Source organism: Nocardia sp. NPDC059236, from assembly GCF_042754085.1.
In the GTDB taxonomy this organism is placed as follows: domain Bacteria; phylum Actinomycetota; class Actinomycetes; order Mycobacteriales; family Mycobacteriaceae; genus Nocardia.
The window spans coordinates 354,708-380,205 of sequence record NZ_JBHZAF010000005.1 but is presented as its reverse complement, the minus strand read 5'-3'; the positions used below and the strand labels follow the sequence as shown (position 1 = coordinate 380,205).

Annotated in this window: 26 protein-coding genes and 2 pseudogenes; 15 read left to right on the top strand and 13 right to left on the bottom strand. The window is 67.0% G+C overall.

The features are described from left to right. Window positions 1-172 precede the first annotated feature (172 nt). From ACFXIV_RS16390 to ACFXIV_RS16365, 6 genes are all read left to right on the top strand, one after another. Window positions 173-1,342: a helix-turn-helix transcriptional regulator gene (locus tag ACFXIV_RS16390; protein ID WP_379397063.1), complete on the top strand. Its 1,170-nt coding sequence runs from the start codon at window positions 173-175 to the stop codon at window positions 1,340-1,342. Window positions 1,343-1,362: 20 nt separating this feature from the next. Beyond that, window positions 1,363-1,929 carry a DUF308 domain-containing protein gene (locus tag ACFXIV_RS16385; protein ID WP_379397061.1) on the top strand — a complete coding sequence of 189 codons (567 nt, stop codon included), beginning with the start codon at window positions 1,363-1,365 and terminating at the stop codon, window positions 1,927-1,929. A gap of 157 nt (window positions 1,930-2,086) precedes the next feature. Then, window positions 2,087-2,317, top strand: a complete 231-nt coding sequence (locus ACFXIV_RS16380; protein WP_379397059.1) for a hypothetical protein — start codon at window positions 2,087-2,089, stop codon at window positions 2,315-2,317. Next, window positions 2,314-2,973 carry a nitrate reductase molybdenum cofactor assembly chaperone gene (gene narJ / locus ACFXIV_RS16375; protein WP_379397057.1) on the top strand — a complete coding sequence of 220 codons (660 nt, stop codon included), beginning with the start codon at window positions 2,314-2,316 and terminating at the stop codon, window positions 2,971-2,973. Before ACFXIV_RS16380 ends, narJ begins: the two co-directional genes overlap by 4 nt. A 170-nt stretch (window positions 2,974-3,143) precedes the next feature. Next, entirely contained in the window at window positions 3,144-4,016 is an 873-nt protein-coding gene (locus ACFXIV_RS16370) for an NAD(P)-dependent oxidoreductase (RefSeq protein WP_379397056.1), read from the top strand. A gap of 216 nt (window positions 4,017-4,232) precedes the next feature. After that, window positions 4,233-4,322: a hypothetical protein gene (locus tag ACFXIV_RS16365; protein ID WP_379397054.1), complete on the top strand. Its 90-nt coding sequence runs from the start codon at window positions 4,233-4,235 to the stop codon at window positions 4,320-4,322. Here the strand turns inward: ACFXIV_RS16365 and ACFXIV_RS16360 are convergent. The 3 genes from ACFXIV_RS16360 to ACFXIV_RS16350 all read right to left on the bottom strand — a co-directional run bounded on the left by ACFXIV_RS16360 (window position 4,283) and on the right by ACFXIV_RS16350 (window position 6,427). Next, a complete protein-coding gene (locus ACFXIV_RS16360) occupies window positions 4,283-5,122 on the bottom strand; it encodes an NAD(P)H-binding protein (RefSeq protein ID WP_379397052.1) in 840 nt (279 codons plus the stop codon). The genes ACFXIV_RS16365 and ACFXIV_RS16360 overlap by 40 nt on opposite strands. 87 nt (window positions 5,123-5,209) lie before the next feature. After that, window positions 5,210-5,569 (bottom strand): VOC family protein, encoded by a 360-nt coding sequence (locus tag ACFXIV_RS16355; protein WP_354832850.1) that lies wholly within the window; start codon window positions 5,567-5,569, stop codon window positions 5,210-5,212. Window positions 5,570-5,578: 9 nt separating this feature from the next. Beyond that, a complete protein-coding gene (locus ACFXIV_RS16350) occupies window positions 5,579-6,427 on the bottom strand; it encodes an alpha/beta fold hydrolase (RefSeq protein ID WP_379397050.1) in 849 nt (282 codons plus the stop codon). Window positions 6,428-6,564: 137 nt separating this feature from the next. On the opposite strand from ACFXIV_RS16350, the gene ACFXIV_RS16345 reads away from it, so the two are divergent. The 6 genes from ACFXIV_RS16345 to ACFXIV_RS16320 all read left to right on the top strand — a co-directional run bounded on the left by ACFXIV_RS16345 (window position 6,565) and on the right by ACFXIV_RS16320 (window position 10,497). Continuing rightward, the gene (locus ACFXIV_RS16345) at window positions 6,565-7,305 is read left to right on the top strand and encodes an ABC transporter ATP-binding protein (protein WP_379397048.1); all 741 of its coding nucleotides are present in this window, start codon (window positions 6,565-6,567) and stop codon (window positions 7,303-7,305) included. Between the two features lie 64 nt (window positions 7,306-7,369). Then, complete coding sequence (locus ACFXIV_RS16340) at window positions 7,370-7,663, top strand: hypothetical protein (RefSeq protein WP_379397046.1); 294 nt, start codon at window positions 7,370-7,372, stop codon at window positions 7,661-7,663. A gap of 23 nt (window positions 7,664-7,686) precedes the next feature. Next, entirely contained in the window at window positions 7,687-8,331 is a 645-nt protein-coding gene (locus tag ACFXIV_RS16335; protein WP_379397044.1) for an ABC transporter substrate-binding protein, read from the top strand. 74 nt (window positions 8,332-8,405) lie between these two features. After that, entirely contained in the window at window positions 8,406-8,888 is a 483-nt protein-coding gene (locus ACFXIV_RS16330; RefSeq protein ID WP_379397042.1) for an NUDIX domain-containing protein, read from the top strand. A 130-nt stretch (window positions 8,889-9,018) separates the two neighbouring features. Further along, on the top strand, window positions 9,019-9,570 hold the full coding sequence (locus ACFXIV_RS16325) for a carboxymuconolactone decarboxylase family protein (RefSeq protein ID WP_379397040.1): 552 nt from the start codon (window positions 9,019-9,021) through the stop codon (window positions 9,568-9,570). 99 nt (window positions 9,571-9,669) lie between these two features. Then, a complete protein-coding gene (locus ACFXIV_RS16320; protein ID WP_379397038.1) occupies window positions 9,670-10,497 on the top strand; it encodes an alpha/beta fold hydrolase in 828 nt (275 codons plus the stop codon). A 474-nt stretch (window positions 10,498-10,971) separates the two neighbouring features. Here the strand turns inward: ACFXIV_RS16320 and ACFXIV_RS16315 are convergent, their stop codons facing one another. Next, the gene (locus ACFXIV_RS16315) at window positions 10,972-11,292 is read right to left on the bottom strand and encodes a hypothetical protein (RefSeq protein ID WP_379397036.1); all 321 of its coding nucleotides are present in this window, start codon (window positions 11,290-11,292) and stop codon (window positions 10,972-10,974) included. A gap of 236 nt (window positions 11,293-11,528) precedes the next feature. Here ACFXIV_RS16315 and ACFXIV_RS16310 point away from each other — a divergent pair, with 236 nt between their 5' ends. Next, window positions 11,529-12,257, top strand: a complete 729-nt coding sequence (locus ACFXIV_RS16310; RefSeq protein ID WP_379397034.1) for a VIT family protein — start codon at window positions 11,529-11,531, stop codon at window positions 12,255-12,257. A 31-nt stretch (window positions 12,258-12,288) separates the two neighbouring features. Here ACFXIV_RS16310 and ACFXIV_RS16305 read toward each other — a convergent pair. Next, a pseudogene (locus ACFXIV_RS16305) lies at window positions 12,289-12,456 on the bottom strand (IS3 family transposase); the annotation flags it as partial. A 747-nt stretch (window positions 12,457-13,203) separates the two neighbouring features. On the opposite strand from ACFXIV_RS16305, the gene ACFXIV_RS16300 reads away from it, so the two are divergent. Continuing rightward, entirely contained in the window at window positions 13,204-15,696 is a 2,493-nt protein-coding gene (locus ACFXIV_RS16300; protein ID WP_379397032.1) for a patatin-like protein, read from the top strand. Window positions 15,697-15,729: 33 nt separating this feature from the next. Here the strand turns inward: ACFXIV_RS16300 and ACFXIV_RS16295 are convergent, their stop codons facing one another. Then, window positions 15,730-16,440 (bottom strand): SDR family NAD(P)-dependent oxidoreductase, encoded by a 711-nt coding sequence (locus ACFXIV_RS16295; protein WP_379397030.1) that lies wholly within the window; start codon window positions 16,438-16,440, stop codon window positions 15,730-15,732. A gap of 390 nt (window positions 16,441-16,830) precedes the next feature. Here ACFXIV_RS16295 and ACFXIV_RS16290 point away from each other — a divergent pair, with 390 nt between their 5' ends. Beyond that, the gene (locus tag ACFXIV_RS16290) at window positions 16,831-17,373 is read left to right on the top strand and encodes a hypothetical protein (RefSeq protein ID WP_379421279.1); all 543 of its coding nucleotides are present in this window, start codon (window positions 16,831-16,833) and stop codon (window positions 17,371-17,373) included. Between the two features lie 49 nt (window positions 17,374-17,422). Here ACFXIV_RS16290 and nuoN read toward each other — a convergent pair whose 3' ends face one another. The 7 genes and pseudogenes from nuoN to nuoH all read right to left on the bottom strand — a co-directional run. Further along, window positions 17,423-19,036: an NADH-quinone oxidoreductase subunit NuoN gene (gene nuoN, locus ACFXIV_RS16285; RefSeq protein ID WP_379397026.1), complete on the bottom strand. Its 1,614-nt coding sequence runs from the start codon at window positions 19,034-19,036 to the stop codon at window positions 17,423-17,425. Then, on the bottom strand, window positions 19,033-20,649 hold the full coding sequence (locus tag ACFXIV_RS16280; RefSeq protein WP_379397191.1) for an NADH-quinone oxidoreductase subunit M: 1,617 nt from the start codon (window positions 20,647-20,649) through the stop codon (window positions 19,033-19,035). The genes nuoN and ACFXIV_RS16280 overlap by 4 nt, the downstream gene beginning before the upstream one ends. 29 nt (window positions 20,650-20,678) lie before the next feature. Next, the gene (gene nuoL, locus ACFXIV_RS16275; RefSeq protein WP_379397189.1) at window positions 20,679-22,550 is read right to left on the bottom strand and encodes an NADH-quinone oxidoreductase subunit L; all 1,872 of its coding nucleotides are present in this window, start codon (window positions 22,548-22,550) and stop codon (window positions 20,679-20,681) included. 19 nt (window positions 22,551-22,569) lie between these two features. Beyond that, window positions 22,570-22,869 carry an NADH-quinone oxidoreductase subunit NuoK gene (gene nuoK / locus ACFXIV_RS16270; RefSeq protein WP_357010729.1) on the bottom strand — a complete coding sequence of 100 codons (300 nt, stop codon included), beginning with the start codon at window positions 22,867-22,869 and terminating at the stop codon, window positions 22,570-22,572. After that, window positions 22,866-23,741, bottom strand: coding sequence for an NADH-quinone oxidoreductase subunit J (locus ACFXIV_RS16265; protein ID WP_379397024.1), 876 nt, complete (start codon window positions 23,739-23,741; stop codon window positions 22,866-22,868). Before ACFXIV_RS16265 ends, nuoK begins: the two co-directional genes overlap by 4 nt. Then, window positions 23,738-24,313 carry an NADH-quinone oxidoreductase subunit NuoI gene (gene nuoI, locus ACFXIV_RS16260; protein ID WP_379397187.1) on the bottom strand — a complete coding sequence of 192 codons (576 nt, stop codon included), beginning with the start codon at window positions 24,311-24,313 and terminating at the stop codon, window positions 23,738-23,740. Before nuoI ends, ACFXIV_RS16265 begins: the two co-directional genes overlap by 4 nt. Continuing rightward, a pseudogene (nuoH, locus tag ACFXIV_RS16255) lies at window positions 24,296-25,498 on the bottom strand (NADH-quinone oxidoreductase subunit NuoH); the annotation flags it as partial. The gene nuoI and the pseudogene nuoH, both read right to left, overlap by 18 nt.

Below are 25,498 nucleotides of genomic sequence, written 5' to 3'. Positions count from 1 at the left end.
CGGCCGTTTGCTGTGACCCGAGTAAAGCGGGATCGCCCGTCCGATTCCTCACCCGAACAGATGAATTTCCCTGTGATAACTCGCTGCGCCCGGCCGATAAACTGGTATCACCTCCGACCGGGGCTCGGCGGCCGGGACGTGATCGTTCTTGATGGGGGGCGGGACAATGGACATGGGGGAGACGGGCATCTCGCTCGCTCGCTTTTCCGAGCTGATCGCGGAGATCAACCGTGCAACAGGGCAGCCCGGCGCGTGGACACGCGCACTGCGAGCCATCACCGACAGCCTCGGCGGCCACCACGGCTGCCTCGTCACGGCACAGGGCGGGCGGCGGTCCATGATCGCGAGCACCGCCGAGGGGCTGCGGGATAGCTACAACGAGCGCTACGGGCGCATCGATCCGTTCGCGGCCGCGCTCGAATCCGCGCTCACCGCAACGGTGCTCACCGGTAGCGAGCTGATCCCACCGGATGGCGGGCGCCGGCATCCGTTCTGCACCGGCTGGGCCGCGCCACACGAGCTCGGGGACGGCATGTTCGCGCGGCTGGCGACGCCGGGCTCCTGGATCGCCGTCTATCCGCGTGCGGACCGGAACCTGGACCGTGTCCTGGCCGAACCGGTGCTGAGGTTGTTCCTGCCGCACCTGGACCACGCCCTCGGCATCGCCGCGCGACTGACCGATGCCGTCATCGACCGGGATCTCGCGCTCAGCGTGCTCGACCGCCACCGGCACGGCCTGGCCCTGGTATCCGGTTGCGGCCGGGTCGATTACGCCAACCCTGCGGCGCTGGCGATATTGCGGGCCGGCGACGGTCTGCGCCTGGGCGCCCTGGCGCGCCTGGAATCGAACGACCCCGCGGTGTCGAGTCGGCTGCGTCGCCTGCTGGCGGCGGCCGCGCAGACCGGCCCGTCGAATGCCGCGGCCCGCCTGCTCATTCCACGCGACCGCGACCGGCTGCCGCTGACCGTGTCGATCCTGCCGCTCTGCCCGGGTTCGCAGGAGTCACCGCGCCGCTCGGCACTGATGGTGATCGTCGATCCCGAACGTGAGGAGCCGGGAGGCCGCGAAACCCTGCGCGAGCTCTACGGGCTGACCCGGGCCGAATCGCAGGTCGCCTTCGAGGTTCTGCGCGGCAGCGGGCTGGCGTCGGTTGCCGAGGAGCTCTACATCTCGGTCAATACCGCACGCACCCACCTGCGCCAGGTGTTCGCCAAGACCGGCACCTGCCGGCAGGCCGAGCTTGTCCGCCTGTTGTCGTGCGTGCTCTCGGGTGCCGGGCAATTCGCCGACGGGCGACGCGCCGGTGCCGGTGAGAACGCAAACGTCCAGTTACCTGGGTAAATAGGTCATATCATTTATGCATGCCCGCCAATCGGATCGAGGGGCGAACCGATGTATTCGCCGACTGGGCTTGGCAGTCGCTGGTCGTGACCGGCGGCTGCTCGGCCGTGCTGGGGGTGGTGATGACGGTGTGGCCGGACAAATCGCAGACGGTGGCGGGGATTCTGTACGGGCTCACGCTGGTGGCATCGTCGGCGGTGCAGTTCGTCGTCGCGTTCGGGGCGCGGATCGGCACCGCGTTGAAGGTACTGGAGGTCGTGAGCGCGATCATCGCGCTGGTGCTGGCCGCCTGGGCGTTCACCAGCGGTGAGTGGGTTGCGTTGCTGTCCTTGTGGATTGGGATGGCCTGGGTGGTGCGGGGCATCGTGCAAGCCATTGTGGGCGTGTGGTCGGAGCAGTTCGCGGGGGCGGGCCGGTTGGAGGTGGTCGGGCTGTTGACGCTCGCCGCCGGTGTGGTGGTCGGGGTGGTCCGGTTCGAATCGCTGACATCGCTGTCGATCGTGGTGGGCCCGTTGACCATTGCCCTGGGTGTCTCGGAAATCCTGCTCGGCGTGCGGGTGGAACGCAAGGTCGTCGGAACCGCCTGACAATTCCCGCGGTCGAATACCGGATCGCTCTCGTGTAACTGACCAGTCTGAAATTCGTCAATTGCCCAAAATATGCCGGTAGGTTCGGATTGTTCGTGTGCTCGGGTAATCGATCGCGCGACGGATGCCGCCGCGACACGCTGAGAGGCAGGGCTGGATGGCGCGAGACAACGGCAGCGGCGTGGTGGGTGGCTGGGGTCCGTTCGGTGAGAGCTCCGGGCAGCTGACGCCGGTCGCGGTCGAGAACTTCCGGATGCTGCGGGAGCGGCAGACCGCGGACGGGCCGGGGTCGGTCGCCGGATCCGCCCGGGTCAACCTGCTCAACTGGGACGGTCCCGGCACGCCCGACGGGCTCATGCCGAAACAGCCGGGGAGCCATCGCAAATGAGGCGCAGGACCGCGCGAGCCGAGCCCGGCCACGACCAGCGGACCGCAGCCTGGCAGGTGCAGTCGGTGCTACTCGGCTATCCCGACGAGGCGCTGCTCGACTCGCTGCCCATCCTGGCCCGGGCCGTTTCGACGCTGCCCGAGGCAGTGGGTGCACCTTTGCATCCGGTGCTGTCCTACCTCGAGACCACGCAACCGCCCACTGTGGCAACCGAATACGTCAACACCTTCGATCATCGCAAGCGCTCCAGCCCGTACCTGACGTGGTTCCTCTACGGCGACACCCGCAAACGCGGCATGGCGTTGCTGCGGTTCAAGCAGGTCTACCGCAGCGCCGGTCTGGTGCTCGGCGACGACGAGCTGTCCGACCACCTGGCGGTGGTGCTCGAATTCGCCTCGGCGCATCCGGTTCCCGGGCAGCGGCTGCTCGAGCAGCACCGCGCGGGTTTCGAGGTCATGCGCCTGGCGCTGCGGGAGGCCGGCGCGCCCTGGACGGGCGTGCTGGATTCGGTCTCCGCAACCCTGCCCGCCCTGCAGGGCACCGAACGCGAGGCCATTGCCACGCTCCTCGCCACCGGGCCGCCGGACGAGGACGTCGGACTGAAGCCGTTCGCACCGCGTACCTCCATGCCGAATTTCATCGGAGGCCAACGATGACGCTCAGCGCCGAGGACGCAGGCGGGACGTCAAGACCCTCGGCTGATCGCAGCCGAAGCGTGACCGGGAGCCGGTCGGCCGCTGATTCGATCTCGCATCTGGGCCAGGGTGCCCAGTGCAAGCCGAAATCCGTTCATCCGGATATGTTCGGGCTCGGTAGGGTTCGGCGGGTGGCGAGGATTGCGTTTCTGGGTGTCGGGCGTATGGGTGCGGGGATGGCGGGGCGGCTGGTGGATGCCGGGCACGAGGTGACGGTGTTCAATCGGACGCCGGCGAAGGCGGACGAACTCATCGGGGCGGGAGCGGCATTCGCGGCGACCCCTCGGGAGGCGGTGCGTGGCGCCGAGGCCGTTTTCGCCATGGTGGCCGACGATGACGCCTCGCGGGCGGCATGGCTGGGCGCGGATGGCGCGCTGGCGGGGGAGTATGCGCCCGGCGCGTTCGCGGTGGAGTTTTCGACCATCTCCCGGCCGTGGGTGCTGGAACTGGCGAAACATGCTGCAGCACAAGGTCTTCGTTATCTCGACTCGCCGGTGACCGGGTTGCCGGACGCGGCGGCTGCGGGGCGGCTGACGCTGTTCGTCGGCGCGGACGCTGCGCATCTCGACGCGGCGCGTCCGCTGCTGGCGCCGCTGTGCATCGACATCGTGCATTTCGGGGCGGTCGGGGCGGGCACGAGCTACAAGCTCATCCAGAATCTGCTGGGCTCCATCCAGATCGCCGCCACCGCCGAAGCGCTGCGCACCGCCGAACTCGCCGGACTCGACTTGGCCGTCGTCACCGACACCCTGTCGCGAAGCGGGGCAGCCAGCCCGACCGTCATCCGCATGTGTCAGGAGATGACGGCCGGCGTCCATGACCGAGATATCGCCTTCACCGCCGCACTCCGTTTGAAGGACACCCGGATCGGCGTGGAACTGGCCGATGCGGTCGGCACCCCCGCCACCCTCGGCCACACCGCCGAGCAGATCTTCCAGCGCCTGGTCGACGCCGGGCACGGCGACCTCTCGGAAACCAAACTCATCGACCTCCTGCGTGAATGAAACCTCGATCCGCCACGGCTGCGGCCGGTCGCGCGGCGCATGCTGTTCTCCTGAGGTGACCATGACGAGTCTGGCCGCGCGTGCCGACCATGGGATGACTGTGGATAGCTCTCTACACCGGATACGGTCTGGCGCTGGCCGATCGCATGCCGCCCGCAGGGGTCGTCGTTCTCGCGGTTCTGACCTATGTGGTGCAGTTGCGGGTGAGCCTGGTGGTTGCGACGGCACCCGTACGGTCCGGTGGGGTGGCTGTTGCGCGCGGCCACCTACGTGTCCGTGCCCGCCCGGCGGAAGGCTCCGGCGTGAATTGTGGTCCATTGCCTGAAGGTTCGCGGTGCACGGCCGGTGACCTGCTCGACGGTGGGCCGCACGATGGACTCGTCGATCGCGCCGGCGACGTAGAAGTCGAAGAACGCGTCCACGTATTCGACGGGCGTGGATTTCAACATGTCGGCGCGGGCGTCCTCGTCGCTCAGGCCGACGCATTCCAGGTCCCGGCCGAGCACGTCGCCGAGAATGGCGATCTGTTCGGCGGGCAGCAGGGATTCGGGTCCGGTGGGCCACAGGATTTCGCCCCGCAGTGCGGGGTCTACGAAGGCGTGCGCGGCGACAGCGGCCAAATCGAAGGGATCCAGGCTCGCAGTTCGCACGGTCGGGAACGGGACCCGCACGGTATTGCCCGCCCGGAGTTGCGGCAGCCAGCGCAGGGCATTGGAGCCGAAAGCGCAGGGACGCACGATCGTCCATGCTGCGCCACAGTCGGTGACCTCCTGCTCGGACGCCATCATGTAGCGGGTGACCGCATTGCCGGTGTCACCGGTCGCCGCGGAGACACCGGACAGTTGGACGATGTGTTCGACCCCGGCCTTGGCGGCTGCCTGCGCGACCCCGGGGTAGCCGGGCAGCAGGAACAGCGCCCGAACCCCGGTCAGCGCGGCCGCCAGAGTGTCGGGCGCGGTCATGTCGCCCGCGACCGCCTCCACACCGGCAGGGAGGGCGGCCTTCGCGGGATCGCGGACCACCGCCCGCACCGGTTCCGGGCCACCTGCCAGCGCCCGCACGAGTTCGGCGCCGACATTGCCCGTCGCGCCCGTCACCAGAATCATGTCTCGCCCTTCGCATCCGGTCCGGGTATCGGCCGTCGGTTCAGGCTGTCACGAAAAGCAAACGGGCGCAAAGCATCCGATGAACAACTAGGGCAGATCGTAGGCGGTGGCGTGGCGGGGCTGATACAGCCCGATCTCGCCGGCGCCGGGCACCTTCAGCATGGTGAGCATGCCCCAGCCCGCATTGGTGACCTCCGAGGTGAATTCGACGCCCTTCGCGTGCAGGTCGTCCATGGCGGCGGCCAGGTCGTCGCACATGAGGTACAGCTCGGCGCGGCCGCTGTCCGGGGCGGCCGCGGGATGGACCGCGAGTTCGGCGGGCGGTGACTTGAAGATCAGCCATCCGTCGTGCGCGTCGACGTGGGCCAGGCCGAGGACGTCACGGAAGAAGGCCCGCGCCGCCTCGGCGTCCTCGGCATACAGGATGGTGTGTGCGCCGGTGATCATGCGCTGACGCTAACAGTGGCCGGTGCTTTCGGCCCGTAGGCGGGCGGTCATGGCGTCGGCCAGTTGCGCGGCGAATTCGGGTGCTTCGGTGCGCATTCCATTGTGGGCGCCGGGGAATTCGGTGACTTCGCGGCCGATCCGGCGGGCGATCTCCACGGCGGGGCGGTACGGCAGGCAACCTCGCGTCTCGCGCCCGACCGCCAGGACCACCCGGTCGGCCACCGGGGCCAGCGCCTCGTAGTCGGGCAGGTACGAGGTGAATTCCCGTAGTTCGTACTCCAGCATGAGCGGACCGTTGGCCGCCAGCCGCGCCCACATCTCGGCGGCGCGCGGCGGTAGCTCGGCCGGTACGGGAGACGGCTTCATCGCATGGCCGATCCCGGCCAGGAAGCGCGCGCCCGCCGCGGCCGCGCCCTCGGTGCGGAACAGTGTATAGACCTCCTCGATCATGGCGCGCTGTTCGGCGGCATCGGGAAGCACCGCGAAGCACGGCGGTTCGTGCGCCACCAGGAGGCGCACCCGATCCGGCTGCCGGGCCAGTAGATCCAGGCCGACGATCGCACCCGCACTGCCGCCGACCACGAACGCGGGCTCTTCGGTGAGATGGTCGAGCAGCCTGAACGCGTCATCGCTCTGCACCTCGACCCGCTGTGTCTGCTGTGGCCCGTCCAGCACGCTGCGCGAATACCCGCGCGGATCCAGCGACACCACCGTGAACCGGTCCTCGAGCACCTCGGCGATCGGATCGACCAGGGCCGCGTCACCCCCGCCGCCGGGCAGGAACAGCACCAGCGGCCCGCTGCCGCGCACCTCGTAGTAGAGGGACGCGCCGGGTACGCGCAACATCTCGGATCGCATTGCGGTATCTCCTCTTTCGAATTCGGACTGCATGGCAACCGCAGGCGGCAGAACAGCACCTAACCTATGCACATGAGGGTAAAACCTAATGTACATAGGTTCACATGGTTCGCCAAACGAGATTCCGGTTCGGTTCGATGGAGAGCGGATCAGTCGAGCTGGGACGTGGTCCGCCCCGGGGTGCAGCCGCAGGTCTCACCGATACTGAGCTGGACCTCGATCGGCGCCGCGGGCGCGTCGGCGGACTATCGACGCTGCTGCACTGCCTCGCCGGGCTCATCACCCCGACATCGGGCGCAGTCACCGACAACGGCGTACCGGTGCTCGCGCCCGACCCGCGCCGCGGCGTCGCCTTCCAGCGCGACGTGTTGTTTCCGTGGCTGAGTGTCGTGGGCAATATCGACTTCGCGCTACGGGCACACGGGGTTCCGGCCCGGCTGCGCCGCAGCCGGATCGACGAGCTGATCGGCCTGGTCGGGCTGCCCGGTGAGGTACGCGGCAAACGACCCACGCAGCTCTCCGGCGGAATGCGCCAGCGTGTCGGGATCGCGCGCATGCTCGCCGGTGAACCCGACATCATGCTGATGGACGAGCCCTTCGCCGCACTCGACGCGCTCACCCGGCTGAAGATGCAGGACCTGCTCATCGACCTGTGGAATCGGCTGCGCCGCACCATTGTCTTCGTCACCCACGACGTGGACGAGGCAATTCGGTTGTCCGACACCATCAGTGTGCTCGGCGGCGGCCGGATCACCAACCGGATCCCCAATCCGCTCCCCCGACCCCGCCCCGCCGATGCCCTCGCCGATCAGCCCGGCTACAGCGAGCTGCGGCGCATCCTCCACCACGAACTCGGTGTCGAGAGCGTGACGGCGTAGACCGGCACCTGTTGCCGGCCAAGCGATTCAGCCCAATCCGTGAATTACGAAAAGAAGATCAGCCGTGAAGAAACTCATCCGCCCGCTGACGGCCGCCGTCGCACTCCTCGCGCTGCTCGGGCCGCTCACCGCCTGCGGCACAGCCGGCAATTCCGACCCGAAGACGCTCACCGTGGGATTCGTTGTCGACCCGTCGTGGGCCCAGATCCCGGTGGCCCAGCAGTCCGGGTACTTCGCGAACCACGACGTGAAGGTCAAGGTCGTCAACTTCTCGACCGGAGTGGAGGCGTTGCAGGCGACGCGGCCCACCAGCTCGACATCGCCACCGCCGCCGATGTTCCGGCCGCGGCCACCCTGACCCGCTCACCGGCACTGCGCATCGTGGGCGACGGATCCCGGTGGCAGGGTTCCCGCATCGTGGCCCGGCGCAGCGCCGGCATCACCTCCCTCGACAACCTCGCCGGGCATTCGATCGGCACGCCGCTGGGCACCAGCGCGGCCTTCTTTGCCTCGGATGTGCTCTCGCACAACAAGATTTCGGCGAATCTCGTTCAGGTGGCGCCGTCCGCGACGGTCACCGCTGCCACGCAGCACAATGTCGACGCCGTCTCGATCTTCCAGCCCTACCAGGCCCAGGTGGCCGAGGCACTGGGCGACGACGCGGTCCAGCTCGCCGGTGGGAGCTACAACCAGCACAGCCTGTACCTCGCGAGCGATACCGCGATCTCGGCGAAATCGGCGGCGTTGACCGCCTTCTTCGCCGCGTTGAACGACGCCGGAGCTCAGCTGACCGCGCGATCCGACGCCGCGGTGTCCGCGGTCTCCACCGCCACCCAGTTGTCCGCGGACCTCATCCGGAAGATCCTCCCGGAGTTCGACTATGCCCTGCTGTTGCGACCGGACCTCGCCGATACCCTCGGCGCGCTCGCGAGCTGGGCGAAAGAACAGGGGTCGGTCGACCGATCGACCCCGCTACCCGACTACCGGACGCTTCTCGACACCACCTTCGTGAGCCACGGGAACTGACTCGTTCCGCCAGTCCGCCACCCGCTCGGTCAAGCTCGACCGAGGCCGGAAGGTGCCGGTTACTGTTGTGCCGCATGGGTTCCGAACTGAACGACTATGTCGCCGGACTGCCTCGCAAGCGCATGGGTGCGGGCGCGCTGTTCGTCGACGAGCAGGATCGGGTGCTGCTGGTCGAACCGACCTACAAGCCGTACTGGGAGGTGCCCGGCGGGGTCGTCGAGGCCGGTGAATCGCCCTACCGTGCGGCCGTGCGGGAGATCCGCGAGGAGCTGGGGCTGAGTGTGCCGATCGGGCGGCTGCTGGCGGTCGACTGGGTACCCGCCGGTCTGTATCCCGACGACGGGGTGATGATGGTGTACGACGGCGGGCGGCTGGCCGCCGAGCAGATCGACGCGATAACCCTTCCGGCGGACGAACTTCGGAGCTGGGCGTGGTGTGACACCGAGACGGCGTCACGGCTGCTGCCCGCGGTTCTGGCCCGGCGCGTGGCGGGAGCGCACCGGGCCAGAACCGCGGGGATCACGGTCTATCTGGAGGATGGCTTCGAGATCGGTTGACGCTCGATCGGAGCGCGGCCAGGCCCCGGAGGGTTCGCCCGGTCATGAGGCAATATCTACTACGTCTCGTCGTTTTCGGCTTAGGATGTCTTCAAGGGAGCATCCGCGAACGCGAAGGGGAGTGGAGCGCATGCGAGTAATCACCCGAATCCTGAACTACGTCAAGGCGATGCGGCGGGCTCGCCGTAATCGGACAGATCTCGTCGGCTGGCTCATCCGGCGGCCGCAGCTGCTGGTCGGCACCATGATCCAGGAGACGATGCTGCTGTTCTCCAACCGGGTCGACCCGCATCTGAAGGACCTGGCCGAGCTCAAGGCCGCCGCTCTGGTGAACTGCCAGTTCTGCCTCGACATCGGTTCGACGCTGGCCCACTACGGCGGACTCACCGAAGCCCAGGTCACCGAGCTGCCGAAGTATCGGGACAGCGACGCGTACAGCGATCTGGAGAAACTCGTCCTCTCCTACGCCGAGGCCATGACTCTCACGCCGACCTCACTCGATCTGAGTGAGATTCGCGCCCGGCTGCTGACCCACCTGAGCAAGGCCCAGCTCGCCGAACTGACCGCGGCCATTGCGTGGGAGAACCAGCGTGCGCGCGTCAACCAGGCACTCGGCGTGCGCCCGGCCGGTATGGCCGAGGGCATGACCTGTGCGCTGCCCGAACCCCGCCAGGCCGGCTGACATCTTCAGGTTCACACCTTTTCCATTCGCGCAGCAACGAATTCGGCGCGGTCGTACCGTCATAACCCGGTGTCCATGTACTGACCACTTGGAGCAACCATGACCTCGACCGCACCCGTCACCTCCGGAACCGTCGCCGTGCCGGACGGCACCATCTACTACGAAGTCCGCGGCAGCGGCCCACTGATCGCCCTGATCGGCGCGCCGATGGATTCCGGACCGTTCGGCGCGCTGGCCGAACTGCTCGCCCCCGACCACACCGTGCTCTGCAGCGACCCGCGGGGCCACGGCCGCAGCCCGGTCAACGACACCGACAAGGACTCGACCCCGGAACTGCGCGCCGACGACCTCGCCCGTGTGCTCACCCATGTCGGCCAGGGCCCGGCCACCGTGCTCGGGTCCAGCGGTGGGGCGATCACCGGTCTGGCGCTGGCCATCGCCCGGCCCGATCTCGTGCCGACCCTCATTGCACACGAGCCGCCGCTGCGCGAACTGCTCCCCGATCGCGACGAGCTGCGTGCTCGGACCGACGAGGTCCGGGCCGTCTACGAGACCGGCGATGTGCTCGGCGCGGTCCGCAAATTCTTCGCCATGACCGGCCTGTTCATGCCCGAGGAAGTGCTGCAGGAGATGTTCGGCGGCGAGCGGGACCCGCAGTCGATCGCCTCCGACGACTTCTTCTACCGCCACGAGCTGCACACCACCTCCGGCTGGCAGCCCTCCCTCGACGCCCTCCGCGCCACGCCGACGAAGATCATCATCGGCATCGGCGACGAATCCGCCGACAAGTTCTGCGACCACACCTCCCGGGCCCTCGGCACCCAGCTCGGCATCGAACCGACCCTTTTCCCCGGCGGCCACGGCGGTTTCATGGAACAGCCCGACGCCTTCGCCAAGCGTCTGCGCGAAATCCTGCAGGACAACTGACAGACTTCGTCGACGACCATGCATGGGCGGCAGGGCCACCCGGGTTTTGCCTGCAGCTATGCATGGTCGTCGGTAAATGTGAGGATTAGGCTGAGAACACACTGATCCGAGGGTGCGGAGGTGTGGACTATGAGGATTCGAATGGTTCGGGGCGTGGGATTCGGGGTGGTGGGGCTCGCGATATTCACGGCCGCCGTGGCGGTCTCGCCGGCGGCTCACGCCGATGGGCAGCGCTACGTGTGCGACGAGGTGCAGGTCACGATGGACGGGCACGGGCTCGGGACCGGGAATTGCGTGTCCGCGGGAGGCGGGGCACCTGCCATGGGATTGATCACCGGCGCTTTCGATATCTCGAGGCGCTCGGACAACTACACGGTGCATTGTTCCGACAATGGCGGCACGACCGGGGAATCATGGCTCCCGGGTGAGGTGAACGGGGGCTCGACACAATGCGCTCCGACTTCCTGACCGGATTCAGTCGGGACGAATTGCCCAGCGCGCGTAGGTATTTTCGGGATTCACCGTAATGATGTCGGCGACCTGCACGATATCGTCGGGTATCAGGCCGCCGAAATGCGCGAGGCTGGGGACGATCACCGCATCGGCCTCGACGCGGGAGATCAGCGTGCGTACGCGCACGAACGGGCGATCGGTCTCGGGGCCGAAGACCAGGGTCTTGCACAGGTCGTAGCCGAGCCGGCGAGCCAGATGCTGGATCTGAGCCTCGTCCCAGTGTTGCTGTGCCCCCGACACATCGTGCCGGAGGAATCCGATCGCTGATGGTTGTGGCCGCATCTCGCCGCTCTCTTGAACTGATCCGCCTGGCGCCGGTGTCAACGCTACGGCTAACCTGCGCCGAACATAGGGTGATCGGCCGAGAAACTGCTCCTCGCAAACGTGTCGCGATCGGAGTGTCCGCGCTCACGCCACCGCGAATACCACCGAAAATGCTTGGTATGCAATGCATTACCTAATTTCGGTGAGCCTCTCTTTGCTGGCGGGAAACCCTCTGAAGCATTACCGTTCCCCTCGTGAGGGACGATTTCGACGGGTCGGTGGCGGTCGCGCAACCGACCGAACCGCATGCGGTGGGATTGGCGACGCGCCTGAATTGGCTGCGCGCCGGCGTATTGGGAGCCAACGATGGAATCGTCTCCGTGGCAGGCATTGTGGTCGGTGTGGCGGCGGCCACCAGCAACAGCACCGCGATCATGACCGCGGGCGTGGCCGGACTCGCGGCCGGCGCGGTCTCGATGGCCTTGGGCGAGTACGTCTCGGTGAGCACCCAGCGCGACAGCGAGCGCGCGCTACTGGAAACCGAGCGACGCGAATTGGCCGAGCAGCCCGAGGCCGAACTGGCGGAGCTCGCGGCCATCTATCGGGCGAAGGGCCTCTCGCCGGCCACGGCTCAGGCTGTGGCGGAAGAACTCACGGCCCGGGACGCGTTCACCGCGCACGCGGAGGCCGAACTCGGCATCGACCCGGACGAACTGACCAACCCGCTGCACGCCGCACAGTCCTCGGCGCTGTCGTTCACGCTGGGCGCGCTGCTGCCCCTGCTGGCGATCCTGACGCCCCAGGCGATCCGGGTACCACTCACCATGGCCGCGGTGCTCGCCGCACTGGCCTTGACCGGGGCCGTGGGCGCCCGGCTCGGCCAGGCGCCGGTGGCGCGGGCGACCGTGCGTGTACTCGCGGGCGGTGCGCTCGCCATGATCACCACCTATGCGATCGGGCACCTGGTCGGCGTCGCGATCTGATCGGGAATCGCTGCGGCCAACCAGGCCTCACGCGATGAGGGCGGGCGAGTTGGTAGGTCCGTTCGATCCAGGTGACGATCGCGATGCGCAATTCCTCACGGCTGCACCAGGATCGGCGGTTGAGGACGTTGCTGTGCAGCAGCACGAAGAACCCCTCCGTGGCATCGTTGTCACCGGCCCCGCCGACGCGGCCCATCGACCTGGCCATGTCGCTGCGGCGGGCCACCGCGTTTTCGAGCCGATCTCGACCCCGCCGATGTAGCGGTCCCTTCTTGCATTGGATACCCGATGGTGCGACGGCCCGGACGCTGTGGAGATTGCGTCCGGGCCGAGCTGCCCCGGCACTGCATGCGCTGCCCAGCGCAACTGCTGGGCACCGGAGGTCCTACGGCGCCGCCGGTGGCGGGAGTCTGAAGTCTGCCGCCGGTGACACGGGGGTGCATTCCCTGCGCGGTGCCGCGCGCAGCGCGCCGCGTAGTGCCCGGATCAATACCGGCGGGCGCGAAGTTCCGCCGGTGCCAACGAGTTTCGCGTATCCGGCTGGGCCTGGCATCTGAGGAAAGCTGGTAGGCACGCAAGGTCTCTGGCTTGGCACGACTGGTCGGTCATGCGCGGAGGACGGCCACGCCCTGTGCGCCGGTTTCGCCACGCAGGCAGCCCGCGGCGGGGCCAGCGACCAGGAGATCACGCGGCAGGGCCGCCGGTCCGATCCCCGGACCATGCACGGGGACATTCGGACCGCGAATCTACTGGAAGACAATTCCGTGACCGAACTTTGTTTGTGATACGTGTTCAGGAATAGACTGCGTCACGATTCTGGTCGGCAGTCCAGATTATTGGAAGTCTCCGCATCGAATCGAGTAGTGCTATACGCAGGTTGCCCAGGCGGCCGGGGGATAGGGTGATGGCATCAACTATCCGGGTGTCTCAATAAGGGGGGACCTCGATGTCTCGGGATGCCGAACCTGCTGAACTGCGCATAGCGCTCGTGTGCTATGGCGGTGTATCGCTTGCCATTTACATGCATGGCATAACTAAAGAACTGCACAAACTCGTCCGCGCATCGCGTGCTCTGGATCAAATTCTGGAAAGCGACTCGCAGGTCGTGAATCCGTTCGTGGGAGCCGATGGTCAACCATCGGATACGGAAAGCGTCTACTTCGACGTCCTTTCGCAGATGCGGGCGAAGGGGCAGCCGCTGTCGGTCGGGATCGACATCATCGCCGGAACCTCCGCCGGGGGCATCAACGGCGTGGTCCTCGGCAAGGCCATCGCGCAGAACGCGGATCAGGGACCGTTGAAGCGGCTCTGGATCGACGAGGCCGACCTGGGAATATTGGCACGCAGTGTGCATATCGGCGGGCCGAATCTGCGCACGGCGCTGGCGTTCATCGGCAAGTTGGCGACCTTCTGGACCGATCGCGCGGTATTGAACGGCGAAGTCATGTCGCGGCTCCTGTATCAGGCGCTGGCCGGGATGGATGAGAAGCGACCGGTCGCCTGGTCGGCGAATTCGCGCGGGCCCGCGGCCGAAACGCTGATTTCGCGAACCGGTGAGTTGTCGCTCTTCGTGACCACGACCGATCTCAACGGATTCGACGTAGCGGTCGCGTCGAGCGATGGCGGTGTGGGTCAGCGGGACCGGGAGCATGCGCAGGTACTCGAGTTCATCCGGGACGACAACAATAAGGACGCATTCGGCCCGCAGGCGACACCGACCCTGTCCTTCGCGGCGAGGGCGACCTCCGCCTTCCCCGGTGCGTTCGAACCGGTCAATCCTGGAACCTTCCCGGCCCAGGCTCAGTTTCCTCCGGACACACGCGTGAATACCGATCTCTTCCACTACAGCTATCAAGAAGGCGGCCGTAACGCGGACGTCGCCTGGTTCGTGGACGGCGGCGTGCTCGACAATGCGCCGTTCGACCTCGTCGTCGACGCGATCAGCCGCAGGCGGTCGTCCACCGAGGTGCATCGCCGGCTCGTCTACATCGAGCCGGATCCGGGATGCGCTCTCTCGGCTCCACCTGCCGACACCAACAGCGGCAAGGCCGCGAAACGCAGTTGGGCAGCGGATGTTCAGAAGGTGCTCGTCGGAATCAGGGGCAGCCGATCACTGATCAGAGATCTGATCCGACTGCGTGACATGAACGAGAAGATCACCGAGATGGGCGCCATCGCCATGCGCCAGGAGATCGAGGTTCTCGACCGGATCAGCGCTGCCGTCGCATCGATACCCGGGTGCGAACAGGCTGTGCCACAGGTCAATTCGCAAGATCTCGGTACGGCCATCGAGGCAATGCCCGCACTCGGGTTCTTGAGCGACCAGGAGAAATTCCAGGAGGTTTCGGACAACATGCACGCCGAAGCCGTCACCGCACTCGGTTCGACCTGGAATACCTATCAACGGCTGAAGGTCGAGGCAGCCGCCCGATGCATCGCGGACGCGATCGTGCAACATTTCGCATTGCCTGGCGAATCGGGGACCGCGGTGTTCATCCGATGCGCCATGGCCGCCTGGCTGCGCCGCCAACCATGCTGGACCGCAAACGACTCCGCGGAACTGTCCACGCTCCTGCAACACATCGATACCCCGTATCGGCAGCGCCGGATAATGTTCATCCTCGCTGGGCTCAACAAGCTCTATACGGCCGAGGGCGGGCCGCCGCGGGCGGATATCAACGATCTCAAGGGCCAGGCATGGTCGCAGCTGGATGAGATAACGGCTGCACCCGTTGCCGCGATTCGAGCCCTGGCCGACAAGGGGCTGCTCGACTTTCTGCGCCCACAACGGTTGCAAGCCAACGTGTTCGAGGGCGAGAGGTTTCGGACGCCGGAGGACTTCGCCGGATGCGAGGAGAATGCGAAGAGTTTCACCGACCTCAAAACCGCTTACGCAGAACAGATTCAGGAAAGACTCGGAAACGGTGGACAGGCGCTCTGGGACGCGTTCGCGGCGACGACTCAGATGTGGAGCAAGCGCGATCGCATCCTCCTGGCCAGCCGGTACCTGGGCTTCCCGCTCTGGGACGGGCTGTTGTTCCCGACGATCTCATTGGCGTACCTACCGCAATTCACTCCCATTCCGATGACTCAGTTCAGCCCCCTTCGCGCGACCGCACTCCAGCCGCTCGGCGCGGGCAAGCTCAAGGGTGTCGAGCTGCACCACTTCGGCGCGTTCGCCCACGCACCCGACCGGGAGAACGACTACCTGTGGGGCCGGCTCGACGCCGTCGAGCTGATACTCCGCACCCTCGACGAAACATTCCCGGACGGAACACCACTGGGCCGAACCCTGCTCCCGCGGGCGCTGTCTGCTGTGCTGACGACCGAAGATGATCTCCGGCGGATCCCGGCGCAATTGATCGAGTCCCTCCGCGCACAGATTCCGGTGCTCAGCGCCAAGATCGCCGAAGGCGGTGACGCCGCACGCTGGCCATAGCGAAAACAGCGGGCGGCCGACTTCAGCGCGGGACTACCAGGGCAGCGGGCCATTGATATCGAAGAAGCCGCCGGTCGGGCCGTCCGCGCCGATCAGCGCCATCCGCACGATGATCTCGGCCGCTTCCTGAACTGTCTGATGTCCGCTGTTGTTGTTGAGATCGGTCTTCGTGTAGCCGGGCTCGACCGAATTGATGCGCAGCCACGGAAAAGCCTTGGCGTACTGAATGGTCAGCATATTGACCGCCGTCTTCGACGCCGGATAGGCCACACCGGGATACGCATGGGCCGGACTGCCCGGCGTGGCGACCCCGGTCAGCGAGGCCAGCCCACTGCTGACATTCACGACCACCGCCGCCGCGGACTCCTGTAGCACCGGCAGAAACCCGTGCAGCACCCGCACCGTCCCGAACACATTGGTCTCGAACGTCTCCCGCATGATCTCCGCCGTCAGCCCGTCCGCCCCGACCACAAGCCCGTCCGCACTCATCTCCGCCTGGATACCCGCATTGTTGACCAGCACATCCAGCCCACCCTCGGCCCGAATCTCCTCTGCAGCCGCGACCACGGATCCCTCATCGGTGATATCGATCCGAATCGCCTGCGCCCCCACCTCTTTCGCCGCCTGCCGCCCCCGCTCGGCGTCCCGGCTCCCGAGATACACCGTGTGCCCGTCCGCCACGAGTCGCCGCGCAGTCTCGAAGCCGATCCCTTTGTTGGCTCCAGTCACAAGGATTTTGCTCATGCCCCGAACCTAGAATCTGGAGCACACTCCAAGTCAACCCCGGACGCCGGGTTCAGGTCATGGCGGCCGTAAAGAACGACGGAGATCGCTCAATGCCTGGTCAAGGGCGCGAATGGTCACCGACAGGTAGCTGTTGTCGGCCTGTGTATCCGTTCGATCTCGATGGGAGTTATGTGGTCATTCGTCCGTTACGGTGATCTTCCCACTTGAGCCATGTTCGCCGCCAAGGATTCGGGAATGAGCTCGAAGGGTGCTATTGGTTTGCTGCGCGGTGGTCGGGCGTCGGGTACGGGGACCAGCGCAGTGGTCTGGGGTTGTGTTGTCGGCGGTAGGGCTGCTGGTGAACTCGGCGGGTCTGGTGGCAGCCCGAATTCCGAAAGGGGTAGGGCAGTGGCGATCCTCGATGATGGTGTCGTGCAACAGGTTTCGTTGTCGGCCGAATCGCTGTTGGACGAATATGGTGCCTGGTTGGCTGGGCATGCCGCTGCGCTGGAGTTGTTCTTCGCGCAGGACGCGCCGAGTGTGGGCGCGCTCGACGACCCCTGGACATTGCCGGGGCTGCAGGCCGCCGTGCGGGTGGCACGTACACGGATCGTGGATCGTCGTGGCATCCTCGCCCCTGAGAATCGCGCCCTGATCGATCGGTTCGGACGGTTCGTCGGGGAAGTGTTCGTGCGTCAGTTCGACGGATCGTGGACCAACGTGCTCGACAACGCACCGCCCGACGTGCAGGTCTGGCCGATGGTCCGCTGCACCGGCTACCTCGCCTGCATCGCACCACACAGCGCGATCGAGATAGCCATCGCACAGGGCCGCCCCCAGGGACCCGCGGCAACACCCGACGGCATCCTCACCGATCTGTACCGGGGGGTGCGGGACAAATACCTGACCTGGATCGCCACTGACCCGACGCCGTACCGGGCGACAGCATGAATCGGGCCCGCCGCGAATGTCGCAGCGGGCCCGATCGATTGGCCGAGGCTCAGCGGGTGAAGGTCGAGGCGTTCTTGGCCAGGTCGAGCAGGGGTTGGGGGAAGATGCCGAGGACCAGGGTGGCCGCGGCGGTGAGGGCGATGACCGAGCTGGTCAGGGTGGGGTAGACGACGGTGGGCGGGGTGGCCGACGGGTCGGTGAAGAACATCAGGACGATCACGCGGATGTAGAAGAAGGCCGCGATGGCGCTGGAGATGACACCGACGATGACCAGGGTGGCGGCCTCGCCGCCGGTTGCCGCGGCGAACACGCCGAATTTGGCGATGAAGCCGCTGGTGAGCGGAATACCGGCGAAGGACAGCAGGAACAGGGAGAAGATGGTCGCCAGCCAGGGGGAGCGGCGGCCCATGCCGGCCCAGGCGGGCAACGCCGTCGCCTCGTCACCGTTCTCGTCGCGGACCAGGCTGATCACGGCGAAGCCGCCGACGGTGCCGAGGCCGTAGACGGCGAGATAGAACAGGACGGACGAGACGCCCGCGGTGGTCGCGGCCACCAGAGCGGTCAGGATGAATCCGGCATGTGCCACCGAGGAATACGCGAGCATGCGCTTCATGTCGGTCTGGGTGACGGCGAGGATCGCGCCGACGACCATGGTGGCGATGGCGACCGCCGCGAGCACCGGCCGCCAGTCGTTGCGCAGGTCGGGGACCGCCACGTACAGCACGCGCAGCAATGCACCGACTGCGGAGATCTTGGTGGCGGCGGCCATGAATGCGGTGATCGAGGTCGGCGCACCCTGGTAGACGTCGGGTACCCAGGACTGGAACGGGACCGCGCCGATCTTGAACAGCAGGCCCACCGCCAGCATGGCGATGCCGAGAATGGCCAGGGTGTGCGAATTTCCGGCATCGCGGGTGACGGCTTCGGCAATGCCTGCCAGGCGGATGGTGCCGGCGTAGCCGTACAGCAGCGCCATGCCGTAGAGGAAGAAGGCCGACGAGAACGCGCCCAGCAGGAAGTATTTCAGCGCGGCCTCCTGCGACAGCAGCCGGCGCCGCCGTGCCAGCCCGCACAGCAGATACAGCGGCAGCGACAGCACTTCCAGCGCCACGAACATGGTGAGCAGGTCGTTCGAGGCCGGGAACAGCATGAGACCGGCGAGCGCGAACAGGGTGAGGGGGAAGACCTCGGTGGTGGCCACTCCGGCCTTGGTGGCGGCGATTTCGTCGACGCTGCCGGGCGTGGCCGCGGCCTGCGGGGTGAAGGCGTCCACCCCGCCGCGCGAGGCGGTCAGGCTCCAGGTGCCGGGCCCTTCCCGCCGCACCGGCATGCGGTCGGCATGGCGTTCGGCGATGAACAGCAGTCCGAGGATGCCGACGACGAGGATGGTGCCCTGCAGGAACAGGGAAACCCCGTCGATGGCAACCGCGCCCACGACCGCCGTCTCGCGGACATCGCGCAGTCCGATCACCGCGCCGAGCGCGAACGCCAACCCGCCCAGTCCGAGCACCAACTGGATCCCGTATCGGAATCGCCTGGGCGCGAAGGCTTCCACCAGTACGCCCGCGACGGCGACGCCGAACACGATCAGCATCGGGGACAGGTCTCGATATTCGATGCTCGGTGCCGGGACTGTCGCGGCGAGCAGCAGACCTCCACTCATTTGTGGACACCTCCCGTGGTCGTCTGGGCGGCTTCCGGCTGCACGGCCGGCGCCGGGTTGTGCTGTCCGATGGTGGTGAGGGTGCGGGCGACGGCCGGATCGATCCGGTCCAGCGCCGGTTTCGGGTACGCGCCCAGGAACAGCAGGGCGAGGATGAGCGGGACCACGACCACCAATTCGCGGGGAAGCAGGTCGTAGAGCCGCTCGTTGCCCTCCTTCACCGGGCCGGTCATCATCCGCTGGTACATCCACAGCACGTACAGCGCCGCCAGCACCAGCGCGGAGGCCGCGAGGACGGCCGCCACCGGGTATCGGGTGAATGTGCCGATCAGAACCAGGAATTCGCTGATGAACGGTGCGAGACCGGGCAGCGAGAGGGTGGCCAGACCGGAGATGAGGAAGGTGCCCGCCAGGATGGGTGCGACCTTCTGGACACCGCCGAACGCGGCGATGAGCCGGGTTCCCCGGCGCGACACCAGGAATCCGGCGATCAGGAACAGCGCCGCGGTGGAGATACCGTGGTTGACCATGTACAGCGTCGCACCGGTACCGCCCTGGGTGGTGAGCGCGAAGATGCCGAGGATGATGAACCCGAAGTGCGAGATCGAGGTGTAGGCGATCAGTCGCATGACGTCGGTCTGGCCGATGGCCAGCAGCGCGCCGTAGATGATCCCGATCACCGCGAGCACGCTGATCAGCGGCGCGTAAGTCGAAGTGGCGGAAGGGAACAGCAGCAGGCAGTAGCGCAGCATGCCGAAGGTGCCGACCTTGTCGACCACCGCCATCATGAGCACCGCACTGGCCGGGGTGGCCGACACCGCGGCGTCGGGCAGCCAGGTGTGCAGCGGCCACAGCGGGGCCTTCACCGCGAAGGCGAACATGAAGCCCAGGAACAGCGCGTTCAGCACCGCGGGTGTGGCACCGAGGTGGCCGGAGTTGGCCGCCTCCATGACCGTCCGGAAGTCGAAGGTGCCGCCGCCATTGCTGCCGAGCTTGTCGCGTGCAGTGATGACGTAGAGCCCGATGACCGCCGCGAGCATGATGAGCCCGCCGAACAGGTTGTACAGCAGGAACTTCACCGCGGCCCGCGACCGCTGCTGCCGCACCGCCGCATCCCCGGTCCGCGGCCCGAAGCCGCCGATGAGGAAGTACATCGGGATGAGCATGACCTCGAAGAACACGTAGAACAGCAGAATGTCCAACGCGGTGAACGAGATCAGCACCATGGATTCGACGACGAGGGTGAGTGCCACGTAGTAGTGCGCGACCCGCGGGCCGCTGCCGACCTCACGCTCGTCCTGCCATCCGGCGAGCAGCAGCAGCGGCACCAGCCCGGTGGTCAACAGGACCAGGACCAGCGCGATGCCGTCCATGCCGAGGGTGTAGCCCGCCCCGAAGGCGGGGATCCACTGCTGCTTCTCGACGAACTGGTATTGCGCGCCACCGGTTTCGAACCGGGTGGCCAGCCAGATGGCGATGCCGAGGGTGCCCAGCGAGATCAGCAGCGCGAAGACCCGCACCCCGGTGCGCCGGCCCGCCGGAAACAGCAGTGCGAGTGCGGCCCCGGCGAGGGGCACCGCCCACAGCATGGTGAGCCAGGGGAATTCCCGCACGGCGCCCAACGGGGAACTAGCAAGGTCGTTCACAGGAACCTCACCGCCAGCAGGGCGGCGACCACCAGGGCCGCGCCGGTGAACATGGACAGGGCGTAGGAGCGCACGAAACCGGTTTGCACGCGCCGGATCCGGGCCGACAGGCCGCCGACGACGGCGGCCGTGGTGTTGACCAGGCCGTCGATGCCGCGGTTGTCGACGAACACCAGCGACCGGGTCAGGTGCTGGCCGGGGCGCATGAACGCGGCCTCGTTGGCGGCGTCGCCGTAGAGGTCGCGGCGGGCGGCCTCGACGAGCGGGCCTGCGGCAGGGGCCGTTTCGGGGATCTTGCCGTGTGCGTACTGGTCGTAGGCCACCCAGATGCCGGCCGCCACCACCGCGAGTGCGAAGAAGGTGATCGCCCAGGACGGGATGAACGGTTCGGCGTGGTGCTCACCGACGACCGGGGCCAGCCAGTTGGTGAGCGAGGAGCCGTAGGCGAAGAGCATGCCGGAGAACACCGAGCCGAAGGCCAGCAGGATCATCGGGCCGGTCATGGAGGCGGGCGCCTCGTGCGGGTGTACGCCTGCACGCCAGCGGCGTTCGCCGAAGAACGTGAGAATCATGACGCGGGTCATGTAGAACGCGGTGATGCCCGCGCCGCACAGTGCGGCGAAGCCGGTGATGATGCCGCCGAATCCGCCGTGCGCGAACGCCGCCTCGATGATCCGGTCCTTGGACCAGAACCCCGCGAACGGCGGAACACCCAGGATGGCAAGGTATCCCAGCCCGAAGGTGACGTAGGTGACGGGCAGCAGTTTGCGCAGTCCGCCGTAGCGGCGCATATCGGTCTCGTCGTCCATCGCGTGCATGACCGAGCCCGCGCCGAGGAACAGCCCGGCCTTGAAGAAGCCGTGCGTGAGCAGGTGCATGATGGCCGCCGCGTAGCCGATCGGGCCGAGCCCGGCGGCGAGGACCATGTAGCCGATCTGGCTCATGGTCGAGGCCGCGAGGGCCTTCTTGATGTCGTCCTTGGCGCAACCGATGATGGCGCCGAACAGCAAAGTGATTGCGCCGACTGCCATTACGGCGGCTTGTGCGCCGGGAGCCAGATCGAAGATCGGGTTCGAGCGGGCGATCAGGTAGACACCGGCGGTGACCATGGTGGCCGCGTGGATGAGCGCCGACACGGGCGTCGGGCCCTCCATCGCGTCGCCGAGCCAGGACTGCAGCGGCACCTGCGCGGACTTGCCGCAGGCCCCGAGGAGCAGCAGCAGCCCGATGGCGGTGAGGGTTCCGGTGCCGGCCTGCCCGGCGGCCCCGAACACGGTTCCGAAGTCGATGCTCCCGAAGGTCGCGAACATGACCATGAGCGCGATGGCCAGCCCCATGTCGCCGACTCGGTTGACCACGAACGCCTTCTTGGCCGCCGTTGCCGCGGAAGGCTTCTCGTACCAGAACCCGATCAGCAGGTAGGACGCCAGGCCGACGCCTTCCCAGCCCAGGTACAGCACCAGGTAGTTGTCGGCGAGGACCAGCACCAGCATGGCGGCCAGGAACAGGTTGAGGTAGGCGAAGAAGCGCCGCCGTCCCGGATCGTGGGCCATGTAGCCGACCGAGTAGATGTGGATCAGCGAGCCCACACCGGTGATCAGGAGCGCGAAGCACATCGACAGCTGATCCAGTTGCAGGGCGAAGTCCACCTTCAGCCCGGTCATCGGCAGCCACTCGAACAGGCTGTAGTGGACGGCCCGTTGCGCATCCGTCCGATCCAGCATGTCGCTGAACGCCCAGGCCGCCACCAAGAACGAGGCCAGCGCCATGAGGGTGCCCACGAGGTGGCCCCACGTGTCGCTGATCCTGCCGAGCAGCAGCAGGACCACGGCGCCGGCGAGCGGGAGCGCCGGCAGCAGCCACAGCATCATCTGTGCGGTATCCATGTCAGTACCGCAGCAGGTTCGCGTCGTCGACCGAGGTCGAGCGGCGGGCACGGAAGATGCTCATGATGATGGCCAGGCCGACCACGACCTCGGCGGCGGCGACCACCATGGTGAAGAAGGCGAACACCTGGCCGTCGAGGTTGCCGTGGGTGCGGGCGAAGGTGACGAAGGCCAGGTTCACCGCGTTGAGCATGAGCTCGATGCACATGAACACCACGATGGCGTTGCGCCGCACCAGGACTCCGGCCGCGCCGATGGTGAAGAGCAGGGCCGAGAGATACAGATAGTTGTCCGGATTCACCGCAAGCCTTCCTCGTGGGAGTCGTTGCCGTTCTTGCCGCCGTGCGCGTCGGTGCCGTTGTGGCCGTTGCCGTTCCGGTGACTGTCACTGCCGTTGCCGACGGTGAGCACCACGGCTTCGGTGTGGGCCCGGTTGCGCCGGTGCCGCAGGATGGTGCTGACCGACAGCTCCTCGAAGGAGCCGTCCGGCAGTCGCGCGGGGGCGTCGACCGCATTGTGGCGGGCGTACACGCCGGGCGTCGGCAGCGGCGTGACCCGGGTGCCCTGGCGGAAGCGTTCCTTCGACAGCGTGCGCTGATCGGTGGGCGGCCCGAACTTCTCGCGGTGCGCGAGCACCATGGCGCCGATGGTGGCGGTGATGAGCAGCGAGCCGGTCAGCTCGAACGCCCACACGTAGCGCACGAAGATGAGTTCGGCCAGCGCCCCGATGCTGTAGTTGCCGCCCAGGCCGGGCCCGGTCTCGGCGACGCTCTTGCCGGACATCCCGTGCGCGATGCCGCCGATGAGGAGCATGCCGAAGCCGATGCCCACCACGATGACCGCGAGCCGCTGCCCGCGCAGCGTCTCCCGCAGTGACTCGGCGGAATCCACGCCGACGAGCATCAGCACGAACAGGAACAGCATCATGACCGCGCCGGTGTAGACGACGATCTGGACGATGCCCAGGAACAGCGCGCTCTGGGCGATGTAGAACGCGGACAGCGTGATCATGGTGGCGGCCAGGCACATGGCCGAGTGCACGGCCTTGCGCGCGCACACCATGCCGAGCGCGCCCAGCACCGCGACCACGGCGAGGATCCAGAACTGCACCGCCTCACCGGTGGAGGTGTGGGTGACGATCTGCTGGGCCGGCTGGGACAGGTGGTCGATCATTGCTGCGTCCCTTCCGCTCCGGCGAGTTCGCCTGCGGCGCCGGGGACTTCACCGCGGTAGTAGGAGCCCTCGTCCGCACCGGGATACATGGCGTGCGGCGGGGCGATCATGCCCGGCTGCATCGGCGCGAGGAGGTCCTGCTTCTCGTAGATGAGGTCGGCCCGATTGTCGTCGGCGAGCTCGTATTCGTTGGTCATGGTCAGCGCCCGGGTCGGGCAGGCCTCGATGCACAGGCCGCAGCCGATGCAGCGCAGGTAGTTGATCTGGTAGACGCGTCCGTAACGCTCACCGGGAGAGAAGCGTTCGTCGTCGGTGTTGTCCGCGCCCTCGACATAGATGGCGTCGGCCGGGCAGGCCCACGCGCAGAGCTCGCAGCCGATGCACTTCTCGAGACCGTCCGGGTGCCGGTTCAGCTGGTGCCGGCCGTGATAGCGCGGCGCGGTCGGGGTTTTGACCTCGGGATACATCTCGGTGTTCGGCTTCTTGAACATGGTCGAGGCGGTGACAAGGAAACCGCCGAGCGGTTCCAGCAGACCGGCTTTCTCCGTGGCCGCCGGAGGTTCGGCGGGCATCGGCGGCACCGGGAAGTCCGAGTAGGCCCGGGTGGAGTCCGGATCCGGCGAAGCCTTGGTGCGATCGCCGCCCGCGTGCCCGGCCCGGATGACGAGCGCGAGCAGCACGACCGCGACCACGATCCCGCCGATCACCATGCCTGCGGTCTGGATGTGGGTCCCGTTGTCCTGCAGCACCTTCAGGGTGGCGACGTACATGACCCAGGCCAGCGACACCGGGATGAGCAGCTTCCAGCCCAGGTTCATGAACTGGTCGTAGCGCAGACGCGGCAGGGTGCCGCGCAGCCAGATGAACACGAACAGGAACGTCCACACCTTGGCGATGAACCACAGCACGGGCCACCAGCCCGAGTTCGCGCCCGCCCACAGGCTGATCGGGAACGGCGCGTGCCAGCCGCCGAAGAACAGCGTGGTGGCCAGCGCGGACACGGTGGCCATATTGATGTACTCGGCCATCATGAACATGGCGAACTTGAGCGAGGAGTACTCGGTGTGGAAGCCGCCGACCAGCTCGCCCTCGGCCTCGGGCAGGTCGAAGGGCGCCCGGTTGGTCTCGCCGACCATCGACACCGCGTAGATCAGGAACGACGGCAGCAGCAGGAAGACGTACCAGGTTCCGTTCTGCGCCTTGACGATTCCCGAGGTGGCCATGGTGCCCGAGAGCAGGAACACCGCCGCGAAGCACAGGGCCATGGCGATCTCGTAGGAGATGACCTGCGCGGTGGAGCGCAGGCCGCCCAGCAGCGGGTAGGTGGAGCCCGACGCCCAACCCGCCAGCACGATGCCGTACACGCCGACCGAGGCCATGGCCAGGACGTAGAGCACGCCCACCGGCAGATCGGTCAGCTGCAGCGCCGTGCGGTGCCCGAACATGCTGACCTGCGGCCCGAACGGGATCACCGCGAACGCCATCACGGCCGGGATGAGCGAGATCACCGGCGCGAGAATGAAGATGGGCTTGTCGACGATGGCCGGGACGATGTCCTCCTTGAGGAGCATCTTGACGCCGTCGGCGATGGACTGCAGGCTGCCGCGCGGGCCGACCCGGTTGGGGCCGACGCGCATCTGCATGAAGGCCACGATCTTGCGTTCGGCGTACACCGCGAGCATCGGTATCAGCAGCAGGAAGACGAAGATGCCGATCGATTTGACCAGCACCAGCCACCAGGGGTCGTGGCCGAACAT

Excerpts from the sequence above, each read along its gene's own strand:
- ACFXIV_RS16350 (WP_379397050.1), bottom strand. The coding sequence starts at position 6,427 with ATGCGATCCGAGATGTTGCGCGTACCCGGCGCGTCCCTCTACTACGAG.
- ACFXIV_RS16330 (WP_379397042.1), top strand. The coding sequence starts at position 8,406 with ATGGGTTCCGAACTGAACGACTATGTCGCCGGACTGCCTCGCAAGCGC.
- ACFXIV_RS16380 (WP_379397059.1), top strand. The coding sequence starts at position 2,087 with ATGGCGCGAGACAACGGCAGCGGCGTGGTGGGTGGCTGGGGTCCGTTC.
- ACFXIV_RS16315 (WP_379397036.1), bottom strand. The coding sequence starts at position 11,292 with ATGCGGCCACAACCATCAGCGATCGGATTCCTCCGGCACGATGTGTCG.
- ACFXIV_RS16360 (WP_379397052.1), bottom strand. The coding sequence starts at position 5,122 with ATGATTCTGGTGACGGGCGCGACGGGCAATGTCGGCGCCGAACTCGTG.
- ACFXIV_RS16345 (WP_379397048.1), top strand. The coding sequence starts at position 6,565 with ATGGAGAGCGGATCAGTCGAGCTGGGACGTGGTCCGCCCCGGGGTGCA.
- nuoL (WP_379397189.1), bottom strand. The coding sequence starts at position 22,550 with ATGCTGTGGCTGCTGCCGGCGCTCCCGCTCGCCGGCGCCGTGGTCCTG.
- ACFXIV_RS16325 (WP_379397040.1), top strand. The coding sequence starts at position 9,019 with ATGCGAGTAATCACCCGAATCCTGAACTACGTCAAGGCGATGCGGCGG.
- ACFXIV_RS16300 (WP_379397032.1), top strand. The coding sequence starts at position 13,204 with ATGTCTCGGGATGCCGAACCTGCTGAACTGCGCATAGCGCTCGTGTGC.
- ACFXIV_RS16355 (WP_354832850.1), bottom strand. The coding sequence starts at position 5,569 with ATGATCACCGGCGCACACACCATCCTGTATGCCGAGGACGCCGAGGCG.
- ACFXIV_RS16295 (WP_379397030.1), bottom strand. The coding sequence starts at position 16,440 with ATGAGCAAAATCCTTGTGACTGGAGCCAACAAAGGGATCGGCTTCGAG.
- ACFXIV_RS16385 (WP_379397061.1), top strand. The coding sequence starts at position 1,363 with ATGCCCGCCAATCGGATCGAGGGGCGAACCGATGTATTCGCCGACTGG.
- nuoI (WP_379397187.1), bottom strand. The coding sequence starts at position 24,313 with ATGCCCGCCGAACCTCCGGCGGCCACGGAGAAAGCCGGTCTGCTGGAA.
- ACFXIV_RS16265 (WP_379397024.1), bottom strand. The coding sequence starts at position 23,741 with ATGATCGACCACCTGTCCCAGCCGGCCCAGCAGATCGTCACCCACACC.
- narJ (WP_379397057.1), top strand. The coding sequence starts at position 2,314 with ATGAGGCGCAGGACCGCGCGAGCCGAGCCCGGCCACGACCAGCGGACC.
- ACFXIV_RS16390 (WP_379397063.1), top strand. The coding sequence starts at position 173 with ATGGGGGAGACGGGCATCTCGCTCGCTCGCTTTTCCGAGCTGATCGCG.
- nuoN (WP_379397026.1), bottom strand. The coding sequence starts at position 19,036 with ATGAGTGGAGGTCTGCTGCTCGCCGCGACAGTCCCGGCACCGAGCATC.
- ACFXIV_RS16320 (WP_379397038.1), top strand. The coding sequence starts at position 9,670 with ATGACCTCGACCGCACCCGTCACCTCCGGAACCGTCGCCGTGCCGGAC.